At 75.0% G+C, this 26,954-nt stretch carries 26 protein-coding genes; 20 read left to right on the top strand and 6 right to left on the bottom strand.

The genetic code is table 11. The features are described 5' to 3' along the window. Positions 1 to 49 precede the first annotated feature (49 nt). Positions 50 to 1,417, top strand: a complete 1,368-nt coding sequence (locus PED38_RS09820; protein WP_063070636.1) for an MFS transporter — start codon at positions 50 to 52, stop codon at positions 1,415 to 1,417. A 49-nt stretch (positions 1,418 to 1,466) separates the two neighbouring features. After that, the gene (locus PED38_RS09815) at positions 1,467 to 1,643 is read left to right on the top strand and encodes a hypothetical protein (RefSeq protein ID WP_270981031.1); all 177 of its coding nucleotides are present in this window, start codon (positions 1,467 to 1,469) and stop codon (positions 1,641 to 1,643) included. Between the two features lie 65 nt (positions 1,644 to 1,708). Here the strand turns inward: PED38_RS09815 and PED38_RS09810 are convergent, their stop codons facing one another. Further along, positions 1,709 to 3,844: a DEAD/DEAH box helicase gene (locus tag PED38_RS09810; protein WP_063070637.1), complete on the bottom strand. Its 2,136-nt coding sequence runs from the start codon at positions 3,842 to 3,844 to the stop codon at positions 1,709 to 1,711. 336 nt (positions 3,845 to 4,180) lie between these two features. On the opposite strand from PED38_RS09810, the gene PED38_RS09805 reads away from it, so the two are divergent. Next, positions 4,181 to 5,326 (top strand): glutathione S-transferase family protein, encoded by a 1,146-nt coding sequence (locus PED38_RS09805; protein ID WP_270981030.1) that lies wholly within the window; start codon positions 4,181 to 4,183, stop codon positions 5,324 to 5,326. Further along, positions 5,326 to 6,117: an alpha/beta hydrolase gene (locus tag PED38_RS09800; RefSeq protein WP_270981029.1), complete on the top strand. Its 792-nt coding sequence runs from the start codon at positions 5,326 to 5,328 to the stop codon at positions 6,115 to 6,117. Before PED38_RS09805 ends, PED38_RS09800 begins: the two co-directional genes overlap by 1 nt. Here the strand turns inward: PED38_RS09800 and PED38_RS09795 are convergent. Further along, complete coding sequence (locus PED38_RS09795) at positions 6,080 to 6,454, bottom strand: DUF6804 family protein (protein ID WP_012038813.1); 375 nt, start codon at positions 6,452 to 6,454, stop codon at positions 6,080 to 6,082. The genes PED38_RS09800 and PED38_RS09795 overlap by 38 nt on opposite strands. Positions 6,455 to 6,558: 104 nt before the next feature. Beyond that, on the bottom strand, positions 6,559 to 7,656 hold the full coding sequence (locus PED38_RS09790) for a phosphate ABC transporter substrate-binding protein PstS (RefSeq protein ID WP_270981028.1): 1,098 nt from the start codon (positions 7,654 to 7,656) through the stop codon (positions 6,559 to 6,561). A 294-nt stretch (positions 7,657 to 7,950) separates the two neighbouring features. Between PED38_RS09790 and PED38_RS09785 the strand changes: the two genes are divergently transcribed. The 5 genes from PED38_RS09785 (at position 7,951) to PED38_RS09765 (ending at position 12,568) form a co-directional block, all read left to right on the top strand. Then, positions 7,951 to 9,201, top strand: a complete 1,251-nt coding sequence (locus tag PED38_RS09785) for a sensor histidine kinase (RefSeq protein ID WP_063070642.1) — start codon at positions 7,951 to 7,953, stop codon at positions 9,199 to 9,201. After that, on the top strand, positions 9,194 to 9,841 hold the full coding sequence (locus tag PED38_RS09780; protein WP_270981027.1) for a response regulator: 648 nt from the start codon (positions 9,194 to 9,196) through the stop codon (positions 9,839 to 9,841). Before PED38_RS09785 ends, PED38_RS09780 begins: the two co-directional genes overlap by 8 nt. Then, positions 9,838 to 10,776, top strand: a complete 939-nt coding sequence (locus PED38_RS09775) for a hypothetical protein (protein ID WP_063070644.1) — start codon at positions 9,838 to 9,840, stop codon at positions 10,774 to 10,776. The genes PED38_RS09780 and PED38_RS09775 overlap by 4 nt, the downstream gene beginning before the upstream one ends. A gap of 114 nt (positions 10,777 to 10,890) precedes the next feature. Beyond that, positions 10,891 to 11,400: a tetratricopeptide repeat protein gene (locus PED38_RS09770; protein ID WP_063070645.1), complete on the top strand. Its 510-nt coding sequence runs from the start codon at positions 10,891 to 10,893 to the stop codon at positions 11,398 to 11,400. Between the two features lie 127 nt (positions 11,401 to 11,527). Continuing rightward, the gene (locus PED38_RS09765; protein ID WP_270981026.1) at positions 11,528 to 12,568 is read left to right on the top strand and encodes a zinc-dependent alcohol dehydrogenase family protein; all 1,041 of its coding nucleotides are present in this window, start codon (positions 11,528 to 11,530) and stop codon (positions 12,566 to 12,568) included. Between the two features lie 21 nt (positions 12,569 to 12,589). Here the strand turns inward: PED38_RS09765 and PED38_RS09760 are convergent, their stop codons facing one another. Continuing rightward, entirely contained in the window at positions 12,590 to 13,609 is a 1,020-nt protein-coding gene (locus PED38_RS09760) for a S41 family peptidase (protein ID WP_270981025.1), read from the bottom strand. Positions 13,610 to 13,682: 73 nt separating this feature from the next. Here PED38_RS09760 and PED38_RS09755 point away from each other — a divergent pair, with 73 nt between their 5' ends. The 3 genes from PED38_RS09755 (at position 13,683) to PED38_RS09745 (ending at position 16,745) form a co-directional block, all read left to right on the top strand. Then, positions 13,683 to 14,867 carry a sensor histidine kinase gene (locus PED38_RS09755; protein ID WP_270981024.1) on the top strand — a complete coding sequence of 395 codons (1,185 nt, stop codon included), beginning with the start codon at positions 13,683 to 13,685 and terminating at the stop codon, positions 14,865 to 14,867. Then, complete coding sequence (locus PED38_RS09750; RefSeq protein ID WP_270981023.1) at positions 14,864 to 15,508, top strand: response regulator transcription factor; 645 nt, start codon at positions 14,864 to 14,866, stop codon at positions 15,506 to 15,508. The genes PED38_RS09755 and PED38_RS09750 overlap by 4 nt, the downstream gene beginning before the upstream one ends. A 157-nt stretch (positions 15,509 to 15,665) precedes the next feature. Then, positions 15,666 to 16,745: a DUF418 domain-containing protein gene (locus PED38_RS09745; protein ID WP_270981022.1), complete on the top strand. Its 1,080-nt coding sequence runs from the start codon at positions 15,666 to 15,668 to the stop codon at positions 16,743 to 16,745. Positions 16,746 to 16,828: 83 nt separating this feature from the next. Here the strand turns inward: PED38_RS09745 and PED38_RS09740 are convergent, their stop codons facing one another. Together PED38_RS09740 and PED38_RS09735 are read right to left on the bottom strand one after the other, a co-directional pair. After that, positions 16,829 to 17,146, bottom strand: a complete 318-nt coding sequence (locus PED38_RS09740; protein WP_063070650.1) for a putative quinol monooxygenase — start codon at positions 17,144 to 17,146, stop codon at positions 16,829 to 16,831. 50 nt (positions 17,147 to 17,196) lie between these two features. Then, a complete protein-coding gene (locus PED38_RS09735; protein ID WP_063070651.1) occupies positions 17,197 to 18,222 on the bottom strand; it encodes a LacI family DNA-binding transcriptional regulator in 1,026 nt (341 codons plus the stop codon). 194 nt (positions 18,223 to 18,416) lie between these two features. On the opposite strand from PED38_RS09735, the gene PED38_RS09730 reads away from it, so the two are divergent. The 8 genes from PED38_RS09730 (at position 18,417) to PED38_RS09695 (ending at position 26,850) form a co-directional block, all read left to right on the top strand. Next, positions 18,417 to 19,754, top strand: coding sequence for an NAD(P)H-dependent oxidoreductase (locus PED38_RS09730; protein WP_063070652.1), 1,338 nt, complete (start codon positions 18,417 to 18,419; stop codon positions 19,752 to 19,754). Positions 19,755 to 19,846: 92 nt separating this feature from the next. Then, positions 19,847 to 20,911, top strand: a complete 1,065-nt coding sequence (locus PED38_RS09725) for a sugar ABC transporter substrate-binding protein (protein WP_063070653.1) — start codon at positions 19,847 to 19,849, stop codon at positions 20,909 to 20,911. After that, on the top strand, positions 20,908 to 22,464 hold the full coding sequence (locus PED38_RS09720) for a sugar ABC transporter ATP-binding protein (RefSeq protein WP_063070654.1): 1,557 nt from the start codon (positions 20,908 to 20,910) through the stop codon (positions 22,462 to 22,464). The genes PED38_RS09725 and PED38_RS09720 overlap by 4 nt, the downstream gene beginning before the upstream one ends. Further along, positions 22,461 to 23,516 carry an ABC transporter permease gene (locus PED38_RS09715; RefSeq protein WP_063070655.1) on the top strand — a complete coding sequence of 352 codons (1,056 nt, stop codon included), beginning with the start codon at positions 22,461 to 22,463 and terminating at the stop codon, positions 23,514 to 23,516. The genes PED38_RS09720 and PED38_RS09715 overlap by 4 nt, the downstream gene beginning before the upstream one ends. Further along, complete coding sequence (locus tag PED38_RS09710; RefSeq protein ID WP_270981020.1) at positions 23,513 to 24,436, top strand: NAD-dependent epimerase/dehydratase family protein; 924 nt, start codon at positions 23,513 to 23,515, stop codon at positions 24,434 to 24,436. Before PED38_RS09715 ends, PED38_RS09710 begins: the two co-directional genes overlap by 4 nt. Beyond that, positions 24,433 to 25,386 carry an NAD(P)-dependent oxidoreductase gene (locus PED38_RS09705; protein WP_270981019.1) on the top strand — a complete coding sequence of 318 codons (954 nt, stop codon included), beginning with the start codon at positions 24,433 to 24,435 and terminating at the stop codon, positions 25,384 to 25,386. The genes PED38_RS09710 and PED38_RS09705 overlap by 4 nt, the downstream gene beginning before the upstream one ends. Then, on the top strand, positions 25,383 to 25,949 hold the full coding sequence (locus tag PED38_RS09700; protein WP_063070657.1) for a gluconokinase: 567 nt from the start codon (positions 25,383 to 25,385) through the stop codon (positions 25,947 to 25,949). The genes PED38_RS09705 and PED38_RS09700 overlap by 4 nt, the downstream gene beginning before the upstream one ends. Continuing rightward, positions 25,942 to 26,850, top strand: coding sequence for an amidohydrolase family protein (locus PED38_RS09695; protein WP_270981017.1), 909 nt, complete (start codon positions 25,942 to 25,944; stop codon positions 26,848 to 26,850). Before PED38_RS09700 ends, PED38_RS09695 begins: the two co-directional genes overlap by 8 nt. Positions 26,851 to 26,954: the final 104 nt, after the last annotated feature.

Raw genomic sequence — 26,954 nt, 5'->3', positions numbered from 1 at the left:
CCCGGCCGCCGTCGCTGCTCCGGACCCGTCCCTCCCGAGAGCCGAGAACATGACCACGACCACCTCGCAGCCCACCCGCGCCCAGCGCCTCGACGGACTCCCCTGGACCCGCGCGCACTCGCGCATCCTCGGCGGCAGCGGCGTCGGCTGGGCGCTCGACGCGATGGACGTCGGCCTCATCTCGTTCGTCATCGCGCAGCTCGCGGTCGTCTGGAAGGCGGATGCGGGGCAGCTCGGCCTCGTCGCGTCCGCCGGGTTCCTCGGCATGGCGATCGGCGCGAGCGTCGGCGGCCTGGTCGCCGACCGGATCGGCCGCCGGCAGGTCTTCGCCCTCACGCTGCTGGTCTACGGCGTGGCCACGGGCGTCTCGGCGCTCGCGATGTCGGTGGGCGCGCTCATCGCGCTCCGCTTCGTGGTGGGCCTCGGGCTCGGCGCGGAGCTGCCGGTCGCGTCCACGCTCGTGAGCGAGTTCTCGCCCGCGCGGATCCGCGGCCGCGTCATCGTGATCCTCGAGTCGTCGTGGGCGGTCGGCTGGACCGCCGCCGCGCTCATCGGCTACCTCGTGATCCCCACGAGCGACGACGGCTGGCGGTGGGCGCTCGCGCTCGGCGCCGTGCCCGCGGTGTGGGCGATCGTCGTGCGGCTGCGCCTGCCGGAGTCGGTGCGGTTCCTCGAGGGGCGAGGGCGGCACGCGGAGGCGGAGCGCGTGGTGCGGGCGCTGGAGGCGGCGGCCGGGAGGGCGCCCGCGCCCGACGCCGACCGCCCGGCGAGCCCCGCGTCGGATCCGGCCGACGGCCCCGAAGCCGCTGCCGCCTCCGACGGCGCGCCTCGCGAGCGCCTCTTCGGCGCCCGCCTCCGCCGCCGCACGCTCTCCCTCTGGATCGTGTGGTTCTGCGTCAACTTCGCCTACTACGGCGCCTTCATCTGGCTGCCGACGCTGCTCGTCGCGCAGGGCTTCTCGCTCGTGCGGTCGTTCGGGTACACGCTGCTCATCACGCTCGCGCAGCTGCCGGGGTACGCGGTCTCCGCCTGGCTGGTCGAGCGGTGGGGGCGACGGGTGACGCTCGCGGTGTTCCTCGCGGGATCCGCGGTGTCGGCCGGCCTCTTCGGCACCGCCGACGACGTCACCACGATCCTCGTGTTCGGCGCCCTCATGTCGTTCTCGAACCTCGGTGCGTGGGGCGCCCTCTACGCCGTGACGCCGGAGCTCTACCCGACCCGCGTGCGCGCGACGGGCGCCGGCAGCGCGGCGGGCTTCGGGCGCCTGGCCTCGATCGTCGCGCCGCTGTGCGTGCCGCCGCTGCTCGCGCTCGGCGGCGTCGCGCTGCCGTTCGGCGTCTTCGCCGCGGTGTTCGCGCTGGCCGCGGCTGCCGCGCTCACCCTGCCGGACCTCCGCGGCGCGACGCTGGAGGACTGAGCGGGCGGATCCGGTCGGTACGCTCGGAGTCCCGATCCGAGGAGCCGCCGTGATCCTGTCTGTCGTGATGCCCGCCGTGATGGTGGTCGTGGTGATCCTCATCGTCTTCGCCGTCATCGGCACCAAGCGCTCCAACCCGACGCAGGACGCCCAGGACGCCGTCGCCCGCGCGCGCCGCGCGGCGCGGAAGGCCGAGCGCGAACGCCGGAAGGCCGAGCGCGGCTAGCGCCTTCCCGCATGACGACGCCCCCGCGACCTGCTGGTCGCGGGGGCGTCGTCGTGTGGAGCGGATCAGCCCGCGGCCAGCGCCTCCTCGAGCAGGTGCGAGAGCGCGTCGAGCTGCACGGACGTGGATCCGGCCTCGTCGAAGTCCTCGCCGTCGAGCGCGCGCGCCGCGAGGCCCGCCTTGCTGTCGATGAGCTCCGCGATCTTCGCGTCGATGGTCTGCGCCGCGATGATCCGCCACGCGGTCACGGGCTCCTCCTGGCCGATGCGGTGCACGCGGTCGATGGCCTGCGTCTGCTCCGCGCTCGTCCAGCTGAGCTCGGCCAGCACCACGTTCGACGCGGCCTGCAGGTTGAGGCCCACGCCCGCCGCGGTGAGCGAGCAGACGACGACCTGCACCTCGGGGTCGTTCTGGAAGGAGTCGATCGCGTTCTGGCGCGCCGCCGGGGACTGGTCGCCGCGGATCGACACGGAGCGGATGTCCCGCTTGGCGAACGTGGCCTCGGCCTGGTCCATCACGTCGACGTGCTTCGCGAAGAACACGACCTTGCCGACCGAACGCGCGAGCTGCGCGGCGTAGTCGGCCGCGAGCACGGCCTTGGCCTGGCCGATGCGCCGCACCATGGTGAAGACGTTCTCGCCGGTCTTCTGCGCCTTGGCCTCGTCGAGCTCCGACTGGGCCACGAGCCGCACGAGGCTCGCGCGCTCGGACGCGGGCCCCTCCATGACGTCGGGGACGGTCGTGCCGCGGGCGCCCACGAGCGCCGTGAAGCGCTTCACGAGGCGCGCCGCGAGCTCGCGCTCCGCCTGGCGGATCGAGCGGCCCAGGTCGTCGTCGAGCTCGACCGGCAGATCCGCGATGCGCTTGGAGGGCAGGTCGGTGGCCACGTCGATCTTGCGGCGCCGCACGATGCCGAGGTCGATGACCGCGCGGCGGGCCTCGGCGAAGAAGCCGGGATCCGCGGGCGTGAGGCCCGCTTCCTCGAGCTCCGCCATGAGGCGGGACGAGGGCTTGTCGCCGTCGATCCAGCCGAGGAGCTGCCAGATGGCGCGGAAGTCGTCGATGTCGTTGATGAGCGGCGTGCCCGTGAGCGCCATGAGCAGCGGCGCCGACTGGCGCTGGCGGATGCTCTCCGCGAGCGCGAGCACGAACTTCGAGCGCTGCGACTGCAGGTTCTTGATGAAGTGCGCCTCGTCGACGACCATGCCGCGGAACCCGAGGGTGCGCAGCCAGCCGATGTGCCGGTCGAGCACCTCGTAGTTGACGATGACCACGTCGGCGAACGCGTCGAGCGCGGCGCCGTCGCCGTGGATGACGGTGGCCCGGCGGTGGGGCGTCCAGCGCTCCACCTCGCGCTTCCAGTTCATCTTCACGACGTTCGGCACGACGACGAGCAGCGGGTACGCGTCGGCGACGGACGCGGCGAGCAGCGCCTGCGCGGTCTTGCCGAGGCCCGGCTCGTCGGCGAGCAGGAACTCGCGGTGGCCGAGGCGCACGCTCTCGAGGAAGCGGGCCTGGTGGCGCATCAGCTCGAGGCCGTGCGGCGACAGGCGGTCGATGCGGGGGCTCTCCGGCAGGTCCATGCTCGCGATGCCGCCGCCGGCGCCGTACTCGAACGACTTGAACAGCGGGCCGAGCAGCTCCCAGTTGGCGAGCAGGCGCGCGGGCGGCGCGGCGGGCGCGGGCCGGTCGAGGTCGGGCTCGAGGAACGGGTTCGCGAGCACGCGCGCCTTCACCGACGGCGGGACGACCTGGCGCTCCACGAGCTTGGCGAGCGCCGGATCCTCGGGCTCGGGCTCGGGCTCGTCCTCCACGACCATCTCCACGCCGCCGTCGAAGAGCATGTGCTTGCGGAGGGCGCGGGCGGCCTCGGAGAGCTTGGCGTCCGGATCCAGCAGCGGCAGCACCGAGGTGTCGCGCGCCGCCGTGCGGGCGAGGATGCTCGCGATGCCGTCGAGGCGCTTCAGCGTCTCGGCGCGCTCGGGGTCGCTGAGCGGGGTGGCAGGGTCCTTCGCGTGCGTGCGCTCCTCGCGCATCAGCACCGCGATGACCTGGAACTTCGTGCGGTTGACGGGCTTGAGCTTGCCGCGCTGGGCGGCCTGCTCGATCTCGCGCACGGCGCGCGCCAGGACGGGGATCAGCCCCTCGTTGTCGATCGTGCGCGTGCGGGCGGAGGACCGCCGCTGGCCGGTGCGAGCCATGCAACTCCTTGTTCACTGCCGGGGCCAGGCGCTGCCTGCGCTCCCGGATCGGAAGGACTCAGCGTCCGTCGCGCACGGTGACGCGTGCGGTCGGACGGCGGCGAGGGGACCTTCCTCGAGCAACCGGGTTCACCGGGTCGGGGGTGGGATGCGGGTCCGCCGCCTGCGCCCGGCCGCCTCGGGGAGGACGGGCACAGGGAGAGTTTAGGGTACGCCGCGGCCCCCGCGCGCCGGTGTGCGCGGGGCGGCTCGGCGGGGTCCGGGGAGCCGTCGGCCGCCCGCGCTCGCGCCGCATCCGGCCCGGTCGCCGCGGATGGCCCGGCCTAGGGTGGATGCATGACGGATCAGGCGACACCCACCGGCACCAACGAGGCGGGCGCCCCCGGCCGCTACGTCGAGGAGGGTGAGTTCACCCGCGACACGAACTACATCGAGGACCGCATCCTCCGCGACGGATCCCAGGGCTGGCCCGTCGAGGCCGGCCGCTACCGTCTCGTCGCGGCGCGCGCGTGCCCGTGGGCGAACCGCTCGGTGATCGTCCGCCGCCTGCTCGGCCTCGAGGACGCCATCTCGCTCGGCCTCCCCGGCCCCACGCACGACGCGCGCAGCTGGACCTTCGACCTCGACCCCGACGGCCGCGACCCGGTCCTCGGCACCGAGCGCCTCCAGGAGTCGTTCCTCGCGCGCTTCCCCGACTACCCGCGCGGGATCACGGTCCCCGCCCTCGTCGACGTCCCCTCCGGCCAGGTCGTCACGAACGACTACCCCCAGATCACGCTCGACCTCTCCACCGAGTGGACCGAGCATCACCGGGAGGGCGCGCCCGACCTCTATCCCGAGCACCTCCGGGCGGAGATCGACGAGGTCGCCGACCTCGTCTTCCGCGACGTGAACAACGGCGTGTACCGCTGCGGCTTCGCGGGCTCCCAGGAGGCGTACGAGAAGGCGTACGACCGCCTCTTCTCCCGCCTCGACTGGCTGAGCGACCGGCTCCGGACGCAGCGCTACCTCGTGGGCGACACGATCACCGAGGCCGACGTGCGCCTGTTCACCACGCTCGCCCGCTTCGACGCCGTCTACCACGGGCACTTCAAGTGCAACCGGCAGAAGCTCGACGAGATGCCGGTGCTGTGGGCGTACGCGCGGGACCTGTTCCAGACGCCCGGGTTCGGCGACACCATCGACTTCGTGCAGATCAAGCAGCACTACTACCTGACGCACACCGACATCAACCCGACGCGCGTCGTGCCGGTCGGCCCCGAGACCTGGGGCTGGCTCGAACCGCACGGGCGCGAGGAGCTGGGCGGCCGGCCGTTCGGCGACGGCACCCCTCCCGGCCCGGTCCGCGAGGACGAGCGCGTGCCCGAGGGCCACGGCGCCGTGCCGCGCGGCGGACGCGTGACCCGCCCGTCGGAGGCGCGTGCCTCCGTCTCCGGCCAGCCCGTGCCCGGATCGGCCGACGCCACGGCGGACCGCTCCTGATGGCGGCACGCACGCCCGCGACCTCGCTCACCCCGCGTCGCCGCATCCTCGGCCTCGCCATCCGCCACGTCCCCGCCGTCGCGCGCTCCCTCCGCGGCACACCCGCGGCGGGAACGCGCGTCGTCCGGCACCGGGCCGGCACGCAGGGCCTCCCCCTCGACGTGGCCGTGTGGACGCCGCCCGGGCACGACCGCTCGGCGACCGGATCCCCCGTTCTCGTCGTCCTCGCCCGGCACGACGGCGACTGGCTGCCCTCGACGCTCGCGAGGGACCTGCGCGCGGTCGTCGTCACGATGGCCCCGGACGACGACGCGCAGGCGCTCGCCGGCTTGTCCTGGATCGCCTCGCACGCCGCCGGCTGGAACGGCACGCCCGAGCGCCTCGGCATCCTCGGCGACGGCCCGGGCGCCGACCGCGCGCTGCGGATCACGGCCCTCGCGCGCGACGCCGACGGGCCGGCCGTGCTGCGGCTGGTGCTCATCAGCCCGTCGGGCGACGTGCCCACCGGGCAGGCGTCCGACCGGCAGGGCCACGGGCTCGACCGGCTGCCGGACGCGCTCGTGCACGTGGGCGCCGCGGATCCGCGGCTCGACCACGTGGTCGAGGGCGTCGCCGCGCTCAAGGCGGCGGGCGCGAAGGCGCGGCTCGTGCGCATCCCGCGCGCGGAGCAGGGCTGGCTCGCCTACCCGGCGGCGGATCCCGCGCTCGCCCGCCGCTCGCTCGACGAGATCGTCGCCTACCTGCGCCGCGGCCTCACCGAGGAGCGCGCGTTCGGGGTCGGCCCGGCGTAGGCGCGTCCTCCACCGGCACCTTCACGAGGATCCCGGCGGCGATGAACACGATCGCGGCCACGTACTGCAGCGACTGCCAGGTGACGGCCTCCACCGGGATCACCGCGACCGGGTTCCACATCACCGCGACGGCCGCGAGCAGCGCCGCGCTCCACCAGCTGCGGGCGCGCACCGAGAACACGATCATGATGAGCGCGAGGATCGCCACCGCGAACCGCACGACCGTGAACAGGTCGCCGTCGATCACCGCGAACCCGGCCAGCAGCACGATGGCGCCGAGCAGGCCCGGTGCGAGGGACGGTCGGGTGAACGCGGGGGCGGCGGGGGTGCGGGTCACGCGCCCAGTCTGCCAGGGGGCGCCGGGCGCGAGCCGCGCCGCCGGACGCACGGACGCCCCGTCTCGACATGCGTCGAGGCGGGGCGTCCGTCGTGCGGGTCGTGCTACTTGATGGACTCGACCGCGGTCTTCACCTGCGCGGCGACCGTCTCGGAGAGCGGCGCGGCGCCGGCCTTCTCGGCGGCGACCTGCTGGCCGTCGGTGCTGGTCACGTAGCCGAGGTACGCCTTGACCAGCTCGCCGACGGCGGGGTCCTTGTACTCCTGGCACGCGATGAGGTAGCTCACGAGCACGATCGGGTACACGCCCGCCTCGGTGGTCGTGTAGTCGAGGTCGAAGACGACGTCGTTCTCCTCGCGGCCCTCGGCCTCGGGCGAGGCCTCGACGACGGCCGCGGCCGCCTCCGGGGAGAAGCCGACGAAGTCGTCGCCGACCTTGATCTTCGCGGTGCCGAGCTCGCCGGCGCGCGACGCGTCCGCGTAGCCGATGACGTTGGTGCCGCCCTTGACGGCGTCGACGACGCCCGACGTGCCCTGGGCCGCCTCGCCGCCCTCATAGGGCCAGACGCCCTTGGGCTCGGCGTCCCAGACGGACTCGGCCGTGGTGTTGAGGTACTTCGCGAAGTTCTCGGTGGTGCCCGAGTCGTCCGAGCGGTGCACCGCGGTGATCGCGGCGTCGGGCATCGTGGCGTCGGGGTTCAGCGCGGTGACGGCCGGGTCGTTCCACTTCGTGATGGTGCCCTTGAAGATGCCCGCGGCCGTGGCCGGGTCGAGGTTCAGCTCCTCGACGCCGTCGATCTGGAAGATCATCGCGATGGGCGAGATGTAGGCCGGGATGTCGATGGGCTTCGTGCCGTCGGCGCACTGGCCGAAGGTGCCGGTGAGCTCGTCGGTCTTGAGCGCGCGGTCGGAGCCGGCGAAGGCGGCGTTCTGACCGCCGGCCATGAAGGCCTCGCGTCCGGCGCCGGATCCGTCGGGCGAGTAGTTGATGGTGGTGCCGGTGTTGGCCGTCTGGAAGGCCGTGGTCCAGGCCTCCTGGGCGGAGCCCTGCGACGAGGCGCCGATGCCGTTGAGCGTGCCCTCGAGGGTCGACGCGGATGCGGCGCCGCCCTCGGCGGGGGCCTCGTTGGACGCGCAGGAGGAGAGGGACAGGGCGACGACGGCGGCGAGGGCCGCGGCGCCGGTGAGGCGGGTGCTGTTCACGGGGGTGGAGCCTTCCAGGTGGATCGGGTGGTGGTCGCTCGGCCGGTGCAGGGCCGTGGGCGACGCTATGCACGCGGAGCCCCGGGGCGGGGTACGGGAGGTGGACGCGAGGTGGACGCGAGCTTTCCCCCAGGTGCGGGAAATCGGATCCGGCCCGTGATCCCGGGGCTCGCCCCTCGAACTGGGGGCGTCGCCGGTGGCCCTCGGCACGAGATCGCGGGCCGGCCTCCGTCGCGAGGATGAAGTCCGCCGCCCGGGCGCCCTCCGGCCGCGACGCGCTCCTAGCCTGAGCCCATGACCCCACCCCGTCTCCTCGCCGCCGTCGCCGCGCCGCTCGCCGGCGTCGCGTACGCCGCCGTCTGGATCGTCGCCGAGTCCGGGCGCTCCGGCCTCGCCGGCGTCGCGACCCTCGCCGTCGCGTACGGCGCGGCCGTCGCCCTCGCCGTGTGGCTGCCCGCCGCGTCCCTCGCGATCGTCGTCGCGATGCCCGTGCTGCAGCTCGCCGGGTACGCGCCGCCCGTCGACTCCACCACCTGGCCGATGCTCGCGGCGATCGGCGTGGTCGCGTTCGTCGTCGGCGCCACCGGCACCCGGCGGATGCGCGTCGCGTCCGCGGCGGCAGCCGTGGTCGGCGCGGCGGTCGCGGCGCTCGGCCTCGGCAGGGGCACCGCATCCGGCCCGACCGCGTGGGTCGGCGTCTCCTCCGCGCCGGACGCGACCGCCCTGCTCGTGCTCGGCGCGGTCGGCGCCGTCGGCGTCTGCGCGGCGCTCGGCGCGGGCCTCGGCGCGGCCGTCCGCCTCGGTCGCCTCGACCGCGTGCTCGCGGACGCCGAGGACCGCCTCGCGCAGACCGACCTGGAGCTGCGCCTCGGCCTCGAGCGCGCCCGCATCTCCCGCGACGTGCACGACTCCGTCGCCCACGCGCTCACCATCGTCGTGGCGCAGTCCGAGGGCGCGACCGCGATGTCCGACCGCCAGCCGCAGGTGGTCCGCGGAGCCCTGACCGCGATCTCCGGCGTCGCCCGCGACGCGCTGTCCGACGTGCGCGGCCTCGTCGAGCGGATCACCGAGGCCGGCGACGAGCTGCTGTCGCTCCAGGACGTGCCACTGCTGGTCGAGCGCATGCGCGAGGTCGGCATGGAGGTGGCGGTCGACGAGCTCGGCGAGCGCCCCGCCCTCCGGCCCGCGCAGCAGCTCGCGGTCTACCGCATCGTGCAGGAGAGCCTGACGAACGCGCTCAAGCACGGCGGATCCCGGAGCCGCGCGTCCGTCGTCCTCGACTGGCGGGGGCCCGGCCTCGCGCTCCTGATCCGCTCCTCGGGCACCGCGCCCCTCGTCGGTCGGGGCTCGCTCCCGGGCCCCGGCGCGGGGATCGCCGGGATGCGCGAGCGGGCCCGGATCGGCGGCGGCTGGCTGACGGCCGAGCCCGACGGCGCCGACGGGTTCGTCGTCACGGCCTTCCTGCCCGCGGACGACGCCGTGGTGCCGGATGCCGCCGACGCCGACGCGACCACCGCCCAGCCCGCCGCGGTGCCCCGTGGCTGACCGCGTGCGCGTCGCCGTGGTCGACGACCAGCGGCTGTTCGCCGAGGGGCTCCGGATGCAGATCGACGCCGCGGACGACCTCGAGTGCGTCGGCATCGCGGACGACGGGCGCGCCGGGATCGACCTGGTGCGCCGCGAGCAGCCCGACGTCGTGCTGATGGACCTCCGCATGCCCGTGCTCGACGGCCTCGCCGCGACCGCGTCGCTCCGCGACGGCGCCGACCGGGCCCCTCGCGTGGTCGTGCTCACGACCCTGCGCGACGACCGCGCCGTGCACGCGGCCGCCCGCGCCGGCGCCTCCGCGTTCCTCACCAAGGACGCCCGCCCCGAGGTGCTGCTCGCCACCGTGCGGGCGGCCGCGGCGGGCGACGTCACGGGCGACCCCGAGGAGCTGCTCCGCGACTTCGGCGCCCCGCCGCCCCGCGCCGACGTGGGCGCGCTCGACCGCCTGACCCCGCGCGAGCGCGAGACCTTCCTGCTGGTCGCGCGCGGACTCACCAACAGCCAGATCGCCGAGGCGGCCTTCGTCTCGGAGTCGACCGTGAAGACGCACGTGCAGGGGGTGCTCGCGAAGCTCGGCCTCCGCAGCCGCCTGCAGGTCGTCGTCTTCGCCCATGAGAGAGGACTGGTGCGCTCGTGAACGCATCCCCCATCCGCGCGTCCGCCGGGCGCCTGATCCGCCGGATCCGCACCCCGCGCGGCGTCGTCGCCACCCTGGTCGCCGCGGGTCTCGTCGGCGTCGCCGTCGTGAACGCGCCGGCGCCCCGCACCGAGCCCGTCCCGGATCCGCCCGCGCAGGACGCCGCGGCGTGGACCATGCCGCTCGACGCGGCCGTGGGCGTCTCGATGGACGCCGGCGACGTGGCCGAGGACATCCGCCTGCGCCCGTGCCTCACCGCCCAGGGCATCGCGGACGAGGCGCCCGCGCTCGACCCGGCGGTGCTCCTCGCGCCGGAGTCGCACGCGGACGGTCGCCTCGTCGCGCCGCCGCTCGACGAGGCCCGCGCCGCCCGGTACGGCCACGGTCCGGTGGTGGATCCCGCGCGCGCCGAGCTGCGGGAGTGGCGGATGGCGCGCAACGACGACGACGCGCGCGGCCGCGCGCTCGATGCCTGCCTCCCCGGTGTCCGCGCGGGAGTCTGGGCGCACCCGGGCGCGAACCAGGACATCCAGATGCGCGCGCTCGAGCTGCGCGCCGACGCCCGGGAGCGCGCCCTGGGCGACCCCGCGGTCGTCGCGGCGGCCGACGCGTGGCGCGGTTGCCTGGCCGAGTCCTCCGCCGACGAGCTCCGCGACCGGGGCCGCCCGCTGCCCGCGGATCCGATGACGCTGCTCGAGCCCGGCGACGACGCGCCCGCGGCGGACACCGCGCTCGCCCGCGCCGACGCCTCCTGCCAGGCGTCGTCGGGCTACCGCGCCGCCCTGTACGACGCGCAGTGGCGCGAGGAGTCGCTCGTGACCGCGGCCGACGCCGCCATGCTCTCCTCCGCGCGTGCCCGCCAGGTGGTCGCGACGACCGCCGCTGTGCGCGAGGTGCTGCTCGGCGACGGCGCGGAGGCGGACGACCGCGGCTGAACGGGATGCCGCGCAGCTGACCCGGACGGCGCCCGGCGGACGGGATCCGCTCGGGCGCCGCACGGCCCGTGGCAGGCTGGCGCCCTCCCCCTCCACCCCGACGAGAGGCGCTCCATGCCCGAGACCCTCGACGCCCAGCTCGACCGCATCGTCGCCGCGCGCGACCGCGACGACATGGGCCCGACCATCGCCGCCCTCCTCCCCCTCCTGGAGCGGCACCCGGACGACGCCCGCGTGCTTTACGAGGTCGGCGGCGCCTACGACACCGCGGGCGAGGAGGCCCGGGCGCTCGAGCTCTACGAGCGCGCGGAGGCGCAGGGTCTCACGGGCGACATCCGCCGCCGCTGCTACCTCCAGCACGGCAGCACGCTGCGGAACCTCGGGCGCGTCGACGAGTCGCTCGCGCTGTTCGCGCGGGTGCGGGCCGAGTTCCCGGACTCGTCGTCGCTCGCCGTGTTCGAGGCGCTGACGCTGCACGCGGCGGGGCGGGCGGATGCGGCGCTCGCGCGGATCCTCCTGGTCGTCGCCGACCGCGTGCCCGACCCGGAGCTGCAGCGCTACCTGCCCGCCATCCGCGGCAACGCGGAGCACCTCGCGTCCCTCGACGCGGCGGAGCCCGCGTAGCCGACGCGGCCGGGCCAGCGGAGCAGGGACCGCCCGTCCCGCGACGGGCACCGCCCGCGCCGTCGGATACCGTGGACGGGCCCGTCCGCCCGACCCCGTCGGGCCCCGCCTGCCCCGAGGAGCCCCCATGCGCGCCGTCGTCTACGAGGAGTTCGGCACGACCCCGGTCGTCCGCGAGCTGCCCGACCCCGTCCCCTCCCCCGCCGGCGTCGTCGTCCGCGTCGAGGCCACGGGCGTCTGCCGCAGCGACGCGCACGGCTGGCTCGGGCACGACGACGGCATCGCCCTCCCGCAGGTGCCGGGGCACGAGCTGGTGGGGCGGATCCACGCGGTCGGCCCCGAGGTCACCCGCTTCCACGTCGGCGATCGCGTCACGGTCCCCTTCGTCTGCGCCTGCGGCCGCTGCGAGGAGTGCCGCGCCGGCAACGGCCAGGTGTGCCGGGACCAGACGCAGCCGGGCTTCACGCACTGGGGCTCGTTCGCCGAGCTGGTGGCGCTGCACGACGCCGACGTCAACCTGATCCCCGTGCCCGAGGGCCTCGACGCCGGCGCCGCCGCGCTCCTCGGCTGCCGCTTCGCCACCGCCTTCCGCGGCCTCGTGCACCGCGCCCGGCTGCAGCGCGGCGAGCGCCTGCTCGTCGTCGGCTGCGGGGGCGTCGGCCTCAGCGCCGTGATGATCGGGGTCGCGGTCGGCGCGGAGGTCATCGCCGTCGACATCGACCCGGCGGCCCTCTCGCGCGCCTCCGAGCTGGGGGCCGAGTACACGATCGACTCGTCGGGCCTCGCGGAGCTCGACGTGCTCGACGCGATCTGCGCCGTCTCCCCCGACGGCGTGCAGGTCTCCGTCGAGGCGCTGGGCCGTGAGTCCACGCTGCGGATCAGCCTGCTCGCGCTCGCGCCGACCGGCCGGCAGGTGCAGATCGGGCTGTTCGCGAGCGAGCCGGCGGTGCCGGTGCCGTTCGTCATCAGCCAGGAGCTGAGCCTGCACGGCAGCCACGGCATGCCCGCGCACGACTACCCGGAGCTGATGGCGCTCGTGGCGTCGGGCGCGCTCCGCCCCGAGCTGCTCATCGAGCACCGGATCCCGCTCGACGACGCCCCGGCCGCGCTCGAGGCGCTCGCGTCGGGCGACCGCTCGGCCGGCATCACGCTGGTCGAGGTGGGCTGAGCCCGGTCCCGCCCGGCCCGACTACCGCGGCGCGTCGAACCAGGCGTCGACCGCGGCGGTGATCCCCGCGTCGTCGACCACGACGTCCGGGACGATGGGCACGCCGTAGCGCTTCCCCGTGCGATCCGCGTCCACGGCGTTCGTGAGGTTCACGATCGCGCCGTCGAACAGGGTCCGCGGCTCGTTCGCCGTGCTGAACCCGTAGGTCGGCTGCCCGAACGAGCGGACCCCCGCCTGGCCGACGAACGCGAGGGCGGCGGCCTCGCCGGAGCTCCCGGTCATGCCGTCGGTGAGCACGGCGATCGGCAGGCTCCCGGGCACCCGGCCCGCGGCGCTCGTCTCGATGACCTTCCCGTCGTCGGCGACGGCGCCGCCCTGCACCGTGACGGGGAGGGACGTGTCGGAGGACTCGAAGGACATGACCTCGCCCTCGTCGAGGAGCGGCGACAGGGCGGCGAGCATGGGCCACATGTCCCCGCCGCGATTCCCGCGGAGATCCACGACCCACCCGCGGGTCGTCGTGGGCGCGGCGGCCACGAGCGCCTGGGCGCCCGCGTCGATGTAGCGCTGGTGCGCCGCGTCGTCCCCGCCGACGAGGGTCGGGACGACGATCGTCGTGATCCCGTCGGCCGTCGTCACGGTGGGCCGAGGCTCGGGGCCGCCGGTCGTCGGCGGCGCTCCCCGGAACTCGACCGCCGCCTCGTCCGGCGTGAGGAACGCGCTGTGGTCCCCGCCGAGCTGCGTGACCGCCTTCCTCAGCGCCGGGTAGGTGGCGCCGTAGCTGCGGGCGTCGGCGACCTTCGCGGCGACGCGGGCCCGCACCTCGGCGACCGTGGCCGGATCCGCCGCGAGGCCGTCCTCCATCCGGTCGACCGCGATGTCGGCGTAGCGCTGCGGCGACGGCGGGATGACGTAGATGCCGTGCTTCTCGAGGAGCGGCGCGGCGGCGAGGGTCCCGCCGACGAGGAGGACGACCGCCGCGGCGAGCGCGACGGCGAGGCGGCGGAGCAGGCGGGAGCGGCGGGAGCGCGTCGTGGGCACCGGATCACCCTGCCCGAAGCGCGCGCGGGCCGACGCGTCGTCTCCCCCGCCGCCGGGCTGCGATGCTGGCGGGGTGACCCGATCCCCCTCGCGACGGCCCGCGCGCACCGCGTCGGCCGGCGGCGACCTCCCGCGCGGCGTGCGGATCGGGTACGGCGTCGCCCTCGGCGGCCTGCTGCTCCTCGACGCCGCGGTGTCCGGATCCGTCGGCCAGTGCCTGTACCTCGTGGCCGTGGTGGCGCTGGCGGCGCTCGTCGCCCGCGGGCGGGTCCCCGTGTGGACGGTCGGCGCCGTCGCGGCTGCGGCGACGCTCGCGACCGTGCCGCTCGCCGCGTCCGGCATCGCCGCGCCCTTCGCGCTCAGCGAGGGGCTCGTGCTGCTCGTCGCGGTCGTCGCGACCACGCGTCGGGCCGTCGGCGCGCGCGGCGCGGCGGCGGTCGCGCTCGTGGCGCTCGCGACCGTGACCCTCCCGGTGCGGCTGCTGTCGGCGGACACCGCCACCTTCGGGATCCTGCTGGTCGCCGTCGTCGCGTGCGCGCTCGCCGTGGGCGCGACGCTGCGGAACGCCGACGCCGAGCGCCGCCTCGCCCTCGCGGTCGCCACCCAGCGCGAGCGCGACGGCCTGGCCCGCGACCTGCACGACGACTTCACGAACCGCGTGACCGGCATGATCCTCCTGGCCCAGGCCGCCCGCCGCCGCGTCGACGCTCCCGGCACCGAGCTCGACGCGGAGCTCGCGCGCATGGAGGAGTCCGGCGGCGAGGCGCTCGCGAGCATGCGGCGCTGGGTGCGGACGCTGCGCGACACGGGCGTGGAGCGCGATCCCGAGCTGGCCGACGGCATCGACGGGCCCGACGACGCGATCCGCGCGCTCCTCGACACGTGGGAGGCCGCGGCCCCCGGCCGCCGCGCGGAGCTCCGGGACACCACCGCCGCGCCCCTGCCCGCCGAGGTGCGGGCGACGGCGACGCGCATCGTGCAGGAGTCGGTCACGAACGCTACCAGGCACGCGCCCGGCGCCGACCGGATCCGGGTGACGCTCGCCGAGGATCCGCACGCCGACGCCGTGGTCCTCACCGTCGTCAGCCCGCTCGAGGGCACCGGCCGGCCGGGCGCCGACCCCGTGCCCGGTTCCGCGGGCCTCGGCCTCGTCGGCATGCGCGAGCGCGCCGCGATCCTCGGCGGCCGCCTCGACGCCGGGCCCGTCGCGGGCACCTGGACCGTCCGGGCCGTCCTCCCCCGGGACGCCGGCGCATGACGATCCGCGTGCTCCTCGCCGACGACCACCCCTCCGTGCTGCGCGGCCTCGAGGGGATCCTCGCGGGCGAGCCCGACATCGCGGTGGTCGCGTCGTGCGGCGACGGCCTCGCCGCGCTCGAGGCCGCGCAGCGCCTGCGGCCGGATGTGGCGGTCGTCGACATCCGCATGCCGCGCATGGACGGGCTCGAGCTCACGCGGCTGCTCGCCGGATCCCGCGCGCGCGTGCCCGTGAAGGTGGTCGTCGCGACGACCTTCGACCTCGACGAGTACGTCTACGGCGCCCTCCGCGCCGGCGCCTCCGGGTTCCTCCTCAAGGACGCGGGGGCGGGCCTCCTCGTCGAGGCCGTGCGGGCGGCCCACTCGGGCGACCAGCTGATCAGCCCGTCCGTCACGGTGCGCCTGCTGCGGCACCTCGCGCCGCGCTCCGCCGCCACGCTGCACCCGGACCTCACCGCCCGCGAGCTCGAGGTCGCCGCGCTCGTCGGGCGCGGCCGCACGAACGCGGAGGTGGGCGCGGAGCTCGTGATCTCGCTGGGCACCGTGAAGTCGCACCTCGGATCCCTGCAGGCGAAGCTCGACGCCCGCAACCGCGTGGAGATCGCGGCGTGGGCGTGGAGCTCGGGGCTGCTGCGGCCCTGAGGCGCGGAGCCGGACGCGCCGGTCGGCGCCGGGCGCGCGGGCATCGGGAACGATCCGCGGAGACCGGCCGAACGGCCGATGCCGCACCGCGCGCCCGGCCCGAGCATGGATCACGGCGGTCGGCCCGAGACGCGGGCCCCGCCGACGAGAGGCCCGCATGACCACCGCCCCGACGCATCCCGCCACGACCGGAAACAGCCGCGGCCCCCACCCCCGCCCCGGCTCCGGCTCCGAAGACGGCGGCGCCGCCCCGCGCTCCGGCATCACCCGCCGCGTCGCCGCGCTCGACGTGATCCGCGGCGTCGCCCTCTGCGGCATCATGCTCGTGAACATCGGCCCGCAGACGCGCTTCGGCACGGCCGCCGGCTTCTACGAGATGGCCGCGCTCGGATCCACGAGCGGCTGGCTCCAGCTCCTCGTGCAGCAGCGCTTCTTCCCTGTGTTCGCGCTGCTGTTCGGGATCGGCTTCGCGCTCATCGTCGAGTCCGCCGAGCGCCGCTCGGCCCGGCCGCGGCTCGTGCTGCTCCGCCGCCTGCTGATCCTGCTCGCGATCGCGATCCCGTTCGAGTTCCTGCAGCACGGATCGGCGCTCCTGCCGTACGCGCTCGCCGGCCTCGTCGTCCTGCTGCCGAGCACGTGGCTGCCGCGGTCGCTCACGGCCGTGGCCGCCGTCGCGCTCGTCGTGGTCAGCGTGGTCGTGGCCGGCGGCGGGCTGACGCTCATCCCGGGGATGCTCCTCGCGGGGTCCGCGCTGACCCGGTACGGCGTCGTGCCGGCGATCGGCCGCTCGCGCCGCGGATCCGCCGTCGTGCTCGTCATCGCCCTCGCCGCCGCCGCGCCGCTCGTCGCGTGGCAGGTCACGACCATCGCCGACTCCGGCTTCAGCACGGAGTCCGCCGCGGCCGGCCTCGCCCTCGCCGCCGCGTACGTGGCGCTCCTGTCGCTACTCATGACGACGCGCGCGGCCCGCGCCCTCGAGGTCGCGTTCGCGCCGCTCGGCCGGATGGCCCTCACCAACTACGTGACCGGCGCCCCGCTGATGCTCGCCGCGGGCGCCCTGCTCGACCTGCCGCACGCGACCTCGTGGACGCCGATGCTGCTCGCGGTCGTCGTGATCCTCGCGGTGCAGGCCGTCGCGAGCGCCCTCTGGCTGCGCGCGTTCGCGCAGGGGCCGCTCGAGTGGCTCTGGCGGTGGGGCACGTGGGGCACACGCGCGCCGTTCCGACTCGCGCGCTGATCGGCTGCCCGCGGATCCCGGGCTCCGGCGACATGAGCGGGACCCGGGCGCCACGACGCCCGGCTCCCGCGCTCACGCGCCGGTCAGAGCGCGCCCTGGAGCTCGTCCCCGGCCGGGATCGGCACCAGCTCCGTCACGACGGGCGGCGCCTGCAGCAGGCCCGCGAGCGACGCGTTCATCCGCGCGACGACCTCGCCCGCGCCGTGGGCCGCGAGCTCCTCGCCGGAGGACCACTTCTCGAGCATGACGATGGTGCCGTCGGGCGCGTCGTGGATCGCGTACAGCTCGCAGCCGGGCTCGCCGTGCACCTCGGCGATGCCGCGGGACAGCGCCGCGACGGCCTCGTCCCGCCTCCCCTCGACGGGCGTGAAGACGGCGGTGACGACGACGGGCTGGGACATGGGATCTCCTCGGTGCGGGTGGTGCGGGTGGTGGATGGATGGACGGGGCGTCAGCGCGCCGGCGGCGCCGCGCTGCTCGACCGGGGCACGAAGTCGGCCTGCACCTCGATGCGCTGCGGCTCCGACGGGATCCGGCCCTGCATGCGCGCGAGCACCAGCTCGACGCTGTGGCGGGCGAGCATGTCGATGGGCTGCCGCACGACGCTGAGCGGCGGCGAGACGAGCTCGCTCCACGGGTTGTCGTCGAAGACCACGAGCGAGAGGTCCTCCGGCACGCGGATGCCGAGCTGCTGGATCCGCCGCACGGCCACCCCGACCTGCGCCGTGTTGGCCACCACGAGCGCGGTCGGCGGCTCCGGCAGGGCGAGGAGCGCGGTGACCGCGTCGGCCCCGAGGTCGCCGCGGAACGGCACGTCCCGCACGAGCGCCGGGTCGGCATCGATGCCCGCCGCCCGGAGCGACGCGCGGTAGCCGGCGACGCGCGCCCGCCCCGTGGACGTGTCCGCCGGCCCCGAGATGATCGCGATGCGCGTGTGACCGAGGGCGACCAGGTGGTCCGTGGCACGCGCGGCGGACGCGTCGTTCTGGATGCTGACCACGTCGATGTCGTCGAGCCCGTCGAGCGTCCGGTCGACGAACACCATGTCGACGCCCGCCCGGCGGAGGCGCTCCCACTTCTCGAGGTTGTCGCCCGCTGGGGTCGCGATGACGCCGCCCACGGAGCGGTCGAGGAGGCTCGTCAGCGACTCCCCCTCGACGTGCGCGTCCTCCTGCGTGGTCATGAGGAGCACCTGCGCGCCGCGCGCCCGGGCCTCCCACACGATGCGGTCGGCGAGCCGCGCGAAGAACGGGTTCGTGAGGTCCGGGAGGACCAGGCCGATCGCGAGGGCCTGCCCGTGGCTGAGCTCGCGGGCCGCGGCGCGGGGCCGGAAGTCGAGCTCGGCGATGGCCTCCACGACGCGCCGGCGGGTGTCGACCGCGACGGGACCGGATCCGTCGTTGAGCACTCGGGAGACGACGGAGACGGACACGCCTGCCGTGCGCGCGACGTCGCGGATCGTGGCGGGCTTCCTCACGCGACCTCCTCCGGTCGGGCCTCGCTCGTGCCCGGGCAGGCGGATCGAGTCCTCGTTGACACAGCCTACGCCCGGTGGTACAAAACTGGTACCGGTTCCACCGTGACCGGTCGACACACCCACATCGCATGCGACGACGACGTCCTCCGCCCCGGCGGCCGACGTCCCCCGCCTGCCCGGACCCGGAGGTCTCAGTGAACCTGCACAAGCTGCTCGGCGATCGCGAACGCGAGGGCCGCCCCATCCGCATCGGGCTGATCGGCGCCGGCCGGTACGGCACCATGTACCTCTCGCAGGCCCGCAACATCCCCGGCGTGCACGTCGTCGCCATCGCCGACATCAACACCGAGCGCGCACGGGGCGCCTTCGCCCTCGTCGACTGGCCGGACGAGCTGGTCGCCGCCGACATCCCCGAGGCGCTCGCGAACCGCACCACCACGATCGTCGCGGACGCCGCGGCGCTGTTCGAGAGCGACATCGACGTGATCGTGGAGGCGACGGGCAACCCCATCGTCGGCGTGCACCACGCGCTGCGGGCGATCGCGACCGGCAAGCACATCATCATGGTCACGGTCGAGGCGGACGCCCTCGCCGGCCCCGCGCTGCAGAAGCGGGCCGAGGCCGCGGGCGTCGTGTACTCGATGGCGTACGGCGACCAGCCGGCGCTCATCATGGAGCTCGTCGACTGGGCCCGCACGAGCGGCTTCGACGTCGTGTGCGCCGGCAAGGGCGCCAAGTACCTCGAGCACTACCACCAGATGAATCCCGACAACGTCTGGGAGAACTGGGAGTTCAGCAAGGAGCTCACCGACTCGGGCCAGCTGAACCCGTACATGCACACGTCGTTCCGCGACGGCACGAAGGCCGCCATCGAGATGGCCGCGGTCGCGAACGCGGCCGGCCTCGTGCCCTCGGACTCCGGGCTCACCTTCACTCCCGGCGACGTCGAGCAGATCGCCACCATCGGCCGGCCGCGCGACCTCGGCGGCGCCCTCGCCCACGAGGGCACGGTCGACGTGATGTCGAGCGTCGAGCGCGACGGCTCGCCCATCCCGCACAACACGCAGGAGGGCGTCTACGTCGTGGTCAAGGCCACGAACGACTACGTCGCCACCTGCTTCGACGAGTACCCCTGGCACCCGGACCCCACCGGGCGGTACGCGGCGCTCTACCGGCCGTACCACTACGTCGGCCTGGAGCTCAACGTGTCGATCGCCAACGCCGCCCTCCGCGGGATCTCCACCGGCCACCCCGACGGCTTCTACGGCGACGTCGTCGCGACCGCGAAGAAGGACCTGACGGCGGGCGAGCTCCTCGACGGCGAGGGCGGCTTCACGGTCTACGGCAAGCTCGTCTCCGCCCGCCACTCCGTCGCGACGGGCGCCCTCCCCGTCGCGCTCGCCCACCACGTGGAGCTGACCCGCGACATCGCCCAGGGCGAGACCGTGGGCTGGGCCGACGTGATCATCGACGACTCGCTCTCCGAGGCCATCGAGCTCCGCCGCGAGACCGAGGCGCTGCTCCGGTCCTGACCCCGCATCGCCGCACGGCTCCCGGGCGCGCCGCCCGGGAGCCCTCCCCGCACGACCCACCCGCACCGCTTTTCGATGACGAAAGGTCCACCATGCTCCTCCCCTCCCGGACGACCCGGCTCGCCCTCGCCGGCCTCGCGTCCGTCGCCCTCCTCGCCGGATGCACGGCGACGCCCGACGGCGACGCGCCGGCCGGCGGGTCCTCCGCATCCGGCGGCGTCGCCTCCCTCGTGAGCGCGGACGCGAAGTCCACGGTCGACGAGGTGAAGGCGTCCCTCGGCGAGCCCGCCGCGAAGGACGGCGTCAAGCTCTGCTATGTCACCCGCACCCTCTCGAACGAGTTCTGGGGCTACGAGCGGGACGGCTTCGAGGCCGAGGCGAAGCGCCTCGGCGTGCAGTTCCAGACGTTCGATGTGACCGACGAGTCGTCCATCACGGAGCAGCTCGACAAGGCCAAGAGCGCGCTCAACCAGGGCTGCTCCGCGATCCTCGCCTCCCCCATCTCCGCGACCGGGCTCGACTCGGTGTTCCAGTCGGCGCTCGCGGCGGGCATCCCGGCCATCGTCCTGAACGACGCCAAGAGCAGCCTGCCCGGCGTCGTCTACGTGGGGCCCGACGCGACCACCATCGGCGGCACGGCGGCCGACTACATCGCGGGGAAGCTGCCGGACGGCGGCAAGGTGGCGATGATCGAGGGCGACCCGGGCTCGTCGAACGCCATCAACCGCGGCGACGGCTTCACCGCGGCGCTCACGAACCACCCCGGCCTCGACCTCGTGGCGTCGCAGACGGCCTCGTGGGACCAGACGAAGGCGCAGGAGATCGCGACCACGATGCTCACGGCCAACCCCGACATCGCGGCCTTCTACTCGCAGAACGACGGCATGGCGCTCGGCGTGCAGGCCGCCATCGACGCGAAGGGGCTGACGGGCAAGGTGCTCCTCGTGGGCACCGACGGCATCCCGCAGGCGAAGAAGCAGATCCAGGCGGGCTCGTACACGGCGACCGTGAGCGAGCTGCCGACCACCGAGGGCGCCACGGGCGTCGACGTGGCGCTGTGGCTGCTCGCCGGGAAGCAGGTGCCGGCGTGGGTCGACGTGCCCGCGTTCATCGTCGACGACCAGAACGTGGCCCGGTACGCGACCGGGATGCCGTGACCGGCGTCGTCCGGCCGTCCCCCGTCCTCGAGGGCCGGCCGCCCGCGGGATCGGACCGGCCCCTGCTGGAGGTCCGCGGCATCGCCAAGTCGTTCCCCGGCGTGCGCGCGCTGGAGGACGTGAGCTTCACGCTCGCCCGTGGCGAGATCACGACCCTCGCCGGGGAGAACGGCGCCGGGAAGAGCACCCTGCTCAACATCCTCGGCGGCGCGCTCCGCCCGGACCGCGGCTCCATCACCATCGACGGGGTCCGGCGGATGGAGTACACCTCCCGCCGCGCCCTCGCCGAGGGCGTCCGCATCGCGCACCAGGAGCCGGCGATCGTGCCGCAGCTCACGGTGATGCAGAACCTGCTCCTCGGCCGCACCCGCCGCCAGCGCGCGACCGCGCAGGCGGACGTCGACCGGGCGCTGCAGGACGTGGAGCTCATGGGCTTCCCGATGGAGGCGCGCACGCCGGTGTCGCGCCTCAGCCCCGCCCAGCGGCACGCGCTCACCATCGCCCGCGCGTTCGCGTTCGACGCGCGGATCGTCGCGCTCGACGAGCCGACGACGAGCATGCTCGAGCACAACGTCGCCGGCGTGCTGACCCGCGTCCGCGAGATCGCCCACGGGCGCGGCGTCGGCGTCATCTACGTCTCGCACAAGATGCCCGAGGTGATGAGCGTCTCCGACAACGTCGTCGTCCTCCGCGACGGCCGGCCGGCCTACGACGCGCCCATCGCGGAGACCTCCTCGGAGGACATCGTGCGGCGCATGGTCGGCCGTGAGCTGCTGTCGTTCTCGCGGCAGCACCCCGTGGCGCCCGACGCGCCCGTGCAGTTCGAGGCGACCGGCGTCACGCATCCCTCGGGGGTCGGGCCGCTGTCCGTGGCCGTGCGCCGGGGCGAGGTGGTCGGCGTCGCCGGGCTCGTCGGATCCGGGCGCACGGAGTTCCTGCGGGCGCTGATCCGGGCGGACGCGGGCTCCGCGGGCACCGTGCGCGTGGGCGGACGCGAGGTGCGGATCCGCTCCCCGCGCGACAGCCGCGACGCGGGCATCGCCTTCATCCCGGAGGACCGCAAGCACCAGGGCCTCGTGCTCCAGACGCCGGCATACGCCAACGTGGCGCTCACCTCGGACCGGCAGCTGAACGGCTTCGGTCCGTTCGTGAGCACCCGGAAGCAGATCGCGACCGCGGAGGAGATGGGCCGGCGCATGTCGCTGCGCCCCGCCGACGTGCGCCTCGCCGCCCGCCAGTTCTCGGGCGGCAACCAGCAGAAGATCGTCATCGCGAAGTGGATCTGGCTGGGCGCCGGCGTCTTCCTCTTCGACGAGCCGACCAAAGGCGTGGACGTGGGCGGGAAGGTCGAGATCTACGAGCTCATCGACCAGCTGGCCGCCGACGGGCACGCCGTCATCGTGGTCTCGAGCGACCTGCCCGAGATCATCTCCATCAGCGACCGCGTCCTCACCATGAGGGCGGGCCGGTTCGTCTCCGAGCACGTGGGCGACGACATCAACGAGCAGAGCATCGTGGCGAACGCCATGGGCGTCGCGGAAGGAACATCATGACCTCGCCGGAGACCCGGAGCATCCCCACCCGCCCGAAGCGGGCGCTGAACCTGCAGGCGGTGGGCATCTACCTCGCCGCCGTCGTGCTCTTCGTCGTCCTCGGCGTGCTGAACCCGGCCTTCCTCACCGTGGGCAACCTCCGCGACGTGGCGGTCTCGGCGAGCGTGAACGCCATCATCGGCATCGGCATCACCTTCGTGATCATCACGGGCGGCATCGACCTCGCGGTCGGCGCGATGGCGAGCTTCGTCGGCATCGTCAGCTCGACGCTCATGGTGGGCAGCGGGCTGCCGCCCGTGGCCGCGCTGGTCGCGGGCATCGCGCTCGGCGTCGTCGCCGGCGCCGTCAACGGCCTGCTCGTGACGAAGCTCAGCCTCCCGCCGTTCATCGCGACGCTCGGCACCATGAGCGTGTTCCAGGGCGCCGCGTACGTCGCCACGAACGGCAAGCCCGTGTACGACATCCCGCCGGCGTTCGTCCTGCTGCTCAACAGCTACGTGGGCGGCGTGCCGATCGTCGTGATCGTCGTCGCGGTCGTCGGCGTCGCCGCGTGGCTGCTGCTGCGCAAGACCGTGTTCGGGCAGAACGTGATCGCGGTGGGCGGCAGCGAGGAGACCGCGTGGCTCTCGGGCGTCCGCGTGCACCGCGTGAAGATCGCCGTGTACTGCATCGCCGGCGGGCTCTCCGGGCTCGCGGGGCTCGTGATCGTGGCGCGCATCGACGCCGCGCAGCCCGACGCCGGCAGCCCGTACCAGCTCACGGCCATCGCGGCCGCGGTCATCGGCGGGGCGAACCTCATGGGCGGCGAGGGCCGCATCGCCGGCACGCTCGTGGGCGCGCTGATCCTCGGGGCGCTCACCAACGGCCTCGTGCTCCTCAACGTCCCCAGCTTCTACGAGCAGATCGTGACCGGCCTCGTGGTGCTCATCGCGGTGACGCTCGACCAGGGCGGCAAGGGCTGGCCGATGCTCTCGCGGGCGAAGCGGCGACGGCAGCGCGAGGAGGAGGTCGGCGCACCGGCCACGTCCTCGATGGCGGCGGTCGACCGATGACGCGCGGCGCCCTGCCCGGCCTGTCGGGCGCGCGGGTCCTCGTGACCGGCGGCGCGGGGCTCATCGGGGTCCCGACCGTCCGGGCGCTGCAGGACGCGGGCGCCGTGGTCACGGTCCTCGACCGGACGGGCGCCCGGGAGGGGACGGCCGCGCGCACGGTCGTCGGCGATGTCACCGAACGCGCGGTCGTCGCCGAAGCGGTCGCCGGGCAGGACGCGGTCGTGCACCTCGGCGGCTACGCGGGACTCGGCATGGCGGATCCGGTGGAGACGTACCGGGTCAACGTCGTGGGGACGTTCGCGGTGCTCGAGCGGTCCGCCGCGGCGGGCGTGGCGAAGGTCGTCCTCGCGTCGAGCATCAACGCGAACGGCTACCCGCTCGGCGCCCGTCGCGCCCAGCCGCCCGTGCTCCCGTACGACGAGGACTCCGCGCCCGACCTCTCCGACGAGTACTCGCTCTCCAAGGCGGCGAGCGAGGACGCGGCGCGCATGGCGCACGCCACCTGGGGCCTCGCGGTCACGTGCCTGCGCTTCCCGCTGGTCCGCGACATCACGGCCGACGGCGGGCGCGTGTTCGGCGCGCACGTCCGGGCGGCCGTGGGCGCCGATCCGCGTCGCCAGGCGGCGGAGGGCTGGAGCTACCTCGACGCGTCGGATGCGGCGCGCGCCGTCCTCGCCGCGCTCCTGCACGAGACGCCGCCCGCGCCGGGGATCCTCGTGGCCGCACCCCGCACGTACCTCCGCACCCCGACCGCGACGGCGCTCCGCCTGCACGCCCCCGGCGTCCCGACCCGGCCGATCGCGGGACGCGACGTCGCGCTCGACCTGACCCGCTCCCGCGAGCTGCTCGGCTTCGCCTCCCGCGTGCACCTCGACGATGTCGCGCCCCACGAGCTCCTCGACCTGGAGGCCGGCGCGTGAGCGTGTCGCTCCTCGGGCTCGGGCCCATGGGCGCGCCGATGGCCGAGCGCCTCCTCGCGGCCCGCGGCGAGCTCGTGGTCTGGAACCGCACCGCGTCCCCGGCCGCCGAGCTCGGGGCCCGTGGCGCGACCGTCGCGGCGACCCCGCGGGAGGCGGCCGCGGAGATCACGCTCACGGTCCTGCCCGACCTCCCCCAGGTGGAAGCGCTCCTCGACGGCGACGACGGGCTGCTCGCGGGGTGGCGCGAGGCCGGCATCGCGGATCCGCTGCTCGTCGTCCACGGCACCGTGTCCCCCGTCGGCGTGGCCGCGTTCGCCGCCCGCGTCCGGGCGGAGCACGGCATCCGCGTCGTCGACGCGCCGCTCAGCGGCGGCACCGCGGGTGCGCACGACGGGACCCTCAGCATCATGGTCGGCGGCGAGGCGGAGGACGTGGCGCGCATCGCCCCGCTGCTCGCGCACCTCGGCCGCACGGTGCGGCACCTCGGGCCGAGCGGATCCGGCGCCCTGGCGAAGGCCTGCAACCAGGTCGTGGTCGCCGGCGTCGTGACGGTCGTCTCCGAGGCGATGCTGCTCGCCCGCAGCGCCGGCCTCGACCCGGCCGTCGTCGTCGAGCTGCTGCAGGGCGGGCTGGCGCGCACGGCCGTGCTCGAGCAGCGCGCGGCCAAGTGGATCGACGAGGACTTCGCCTCCAGCGGCAGCGCGCGCAACCAGCTCAAGGACCTGCGCTTCATCGCGGAGGCCGCCGACCGCGCGGGGGTCGCCCTGCCGACCACCGCGACGGTCGCCGACCTGTTCGCGCGCATGGTCGACGACGGGGACGGCGACCTCGACCACACGGGCGTGTACCGGACGATCGCCGCGCTCGGGCGGCCCGCACCCGGGCGCCACGCGCAGCGGGACGGGGACGACCGGCACCCGGCCGACGGCGCCGCGGAGACCGCACGATGACCGGCCGCGCCCGCGGCATCGTCGTGATGGGCGTCTCCGGATGCGGCAAGTCGACGGTGGGCGCGGGCCTCGCGGACGCGCTCGGCGGGCGCTTCGTCGACGCCGACGACCTGCACCCGCCCGCCAACGTCGCGAAGATGGCGGCGGGTGTGCCGCTCGACGACGCCGACCGGGCGCCGTGGCTGGCGCGGGTCGCCGAGGTGCTCGCCCAGGGCACGTCGGCAGACGGCACGCCGCCGGGCGCCGCGCCGGGCATCACGGTCGTCGCCTGCTCGGCGCTGCGTCGCCGGTACCGCGACGCGTTGCGCGACGGATCCGGCGCCCGGCTCGACTTCGTGCACCTGGTCGGCGATCCCGCGCTGCTCGAGCGGCGGATCACCGCCCGGACGGGCCACTTCATGCCGCCCGGCCTCCTCCTCTCGCAGCTCGCCGCGCTGGAGGGGCTCGACCCCGACGAGCGCGGCGTGCTCGTCGACATCGCTCCCCCGCCCGGGTCCGTCGTGCGCGCCGCGCTCGAGGGGCTCGCCGCCCTGCCCCACCGGGAGGACCCGCCCCGTGCCTGAGCTCGAGATCGTCGACGCGCACCACCATCTCACCGACCTCCGCCGGTCGTACCCCTGGCTCGAGGGCCCGCCGACCACGCGCTACCACGGCGACGACCTGCGGCTCCGCCGCGACTACGACGTCGACGACTACCTCGAGGACGCGCGCGACGTCACCCTCCTCGCCTCCGTCCACGTCGAGAACGGCGCCGCGGACGCGCTCGCCGAGACCGCGTGGATCGACGGGCTGTCCCGGGAGCGACGCGTGCCGACCGTGCACGTGGCGCACGTCGACCTGCTGCGGCCCGACGCCGCGCGCCTGTTGGAGGAGCACGCCGCGTTCCCCGTCACGCGCGGGATCCGCGACATCCTCAACTGGCACCCGGACCCCGTCTACACGCACCGCGACCGGGGCGACGTCATGCAGGATCCCGCGTGGCTCGCGGCGTTCGGCAGGCTGGAGGGCCTCGGCCTGTCGTTCGACCTGCAGGTCTTCCCCTCGCAGCTGCACGATGCCGCGGCGCTGGCGGCACGGTTCCCGGGCACCGCGATCGTGCTCGACCACGCCGGCATGCCGATCGGGCGCGACCGCGACGCCGTCGCCGCCTGGCGCGCGGGGATGCGGGCCGTCGCCGCCCAGCCCGGCGTCACCGTGAAGATCAGCGCCCTCGGAACCAACGACCACGCGTGGACGCGCCAGTCGATCCGCCCGTTCGTGCTCGACACCCTCGAGGCGTTCGGCGCCGAGCGCACGATGTTCGGCAGCAACTTCCCGGTGGACGGCCTCTACGGCACGTACTCCGACCTGTACGGGGCCTTCGACGCGCTCACGTCCGAGCTCTCGCCCGCCGAGCGCCGCGCGGTGTTCGCGGGCACGGCGGATCGCTTCTACCGGATCGGCGTGGGCGCCGCGACCGCGTGAGCCGGTCGCGGCGCCAGGTCGCTCACGGCCGCGGGATGTTCCGCAGGTTCGAGCGGGCGAGCTTCGAACTTCCCGAGCCGCCGCTTCCCCACCGCCGCACAATT

Origin of the sequence: Clavibacter sp. CT19, from assembly GCF_027858075.1 — a bacterium.
GTDB classification, from domain to species: domain Bacteria; phylum Actinomycetota; class Actinomycetes; order Actinomycetales; family Microbacteriaceae; genus Clavibacter; species Clavibacter tessellarius_A.
Note: the sequence above shows the minus strand (reverse complement) of the source record. Positions and strands in the feature narration are given on the sequence as shown.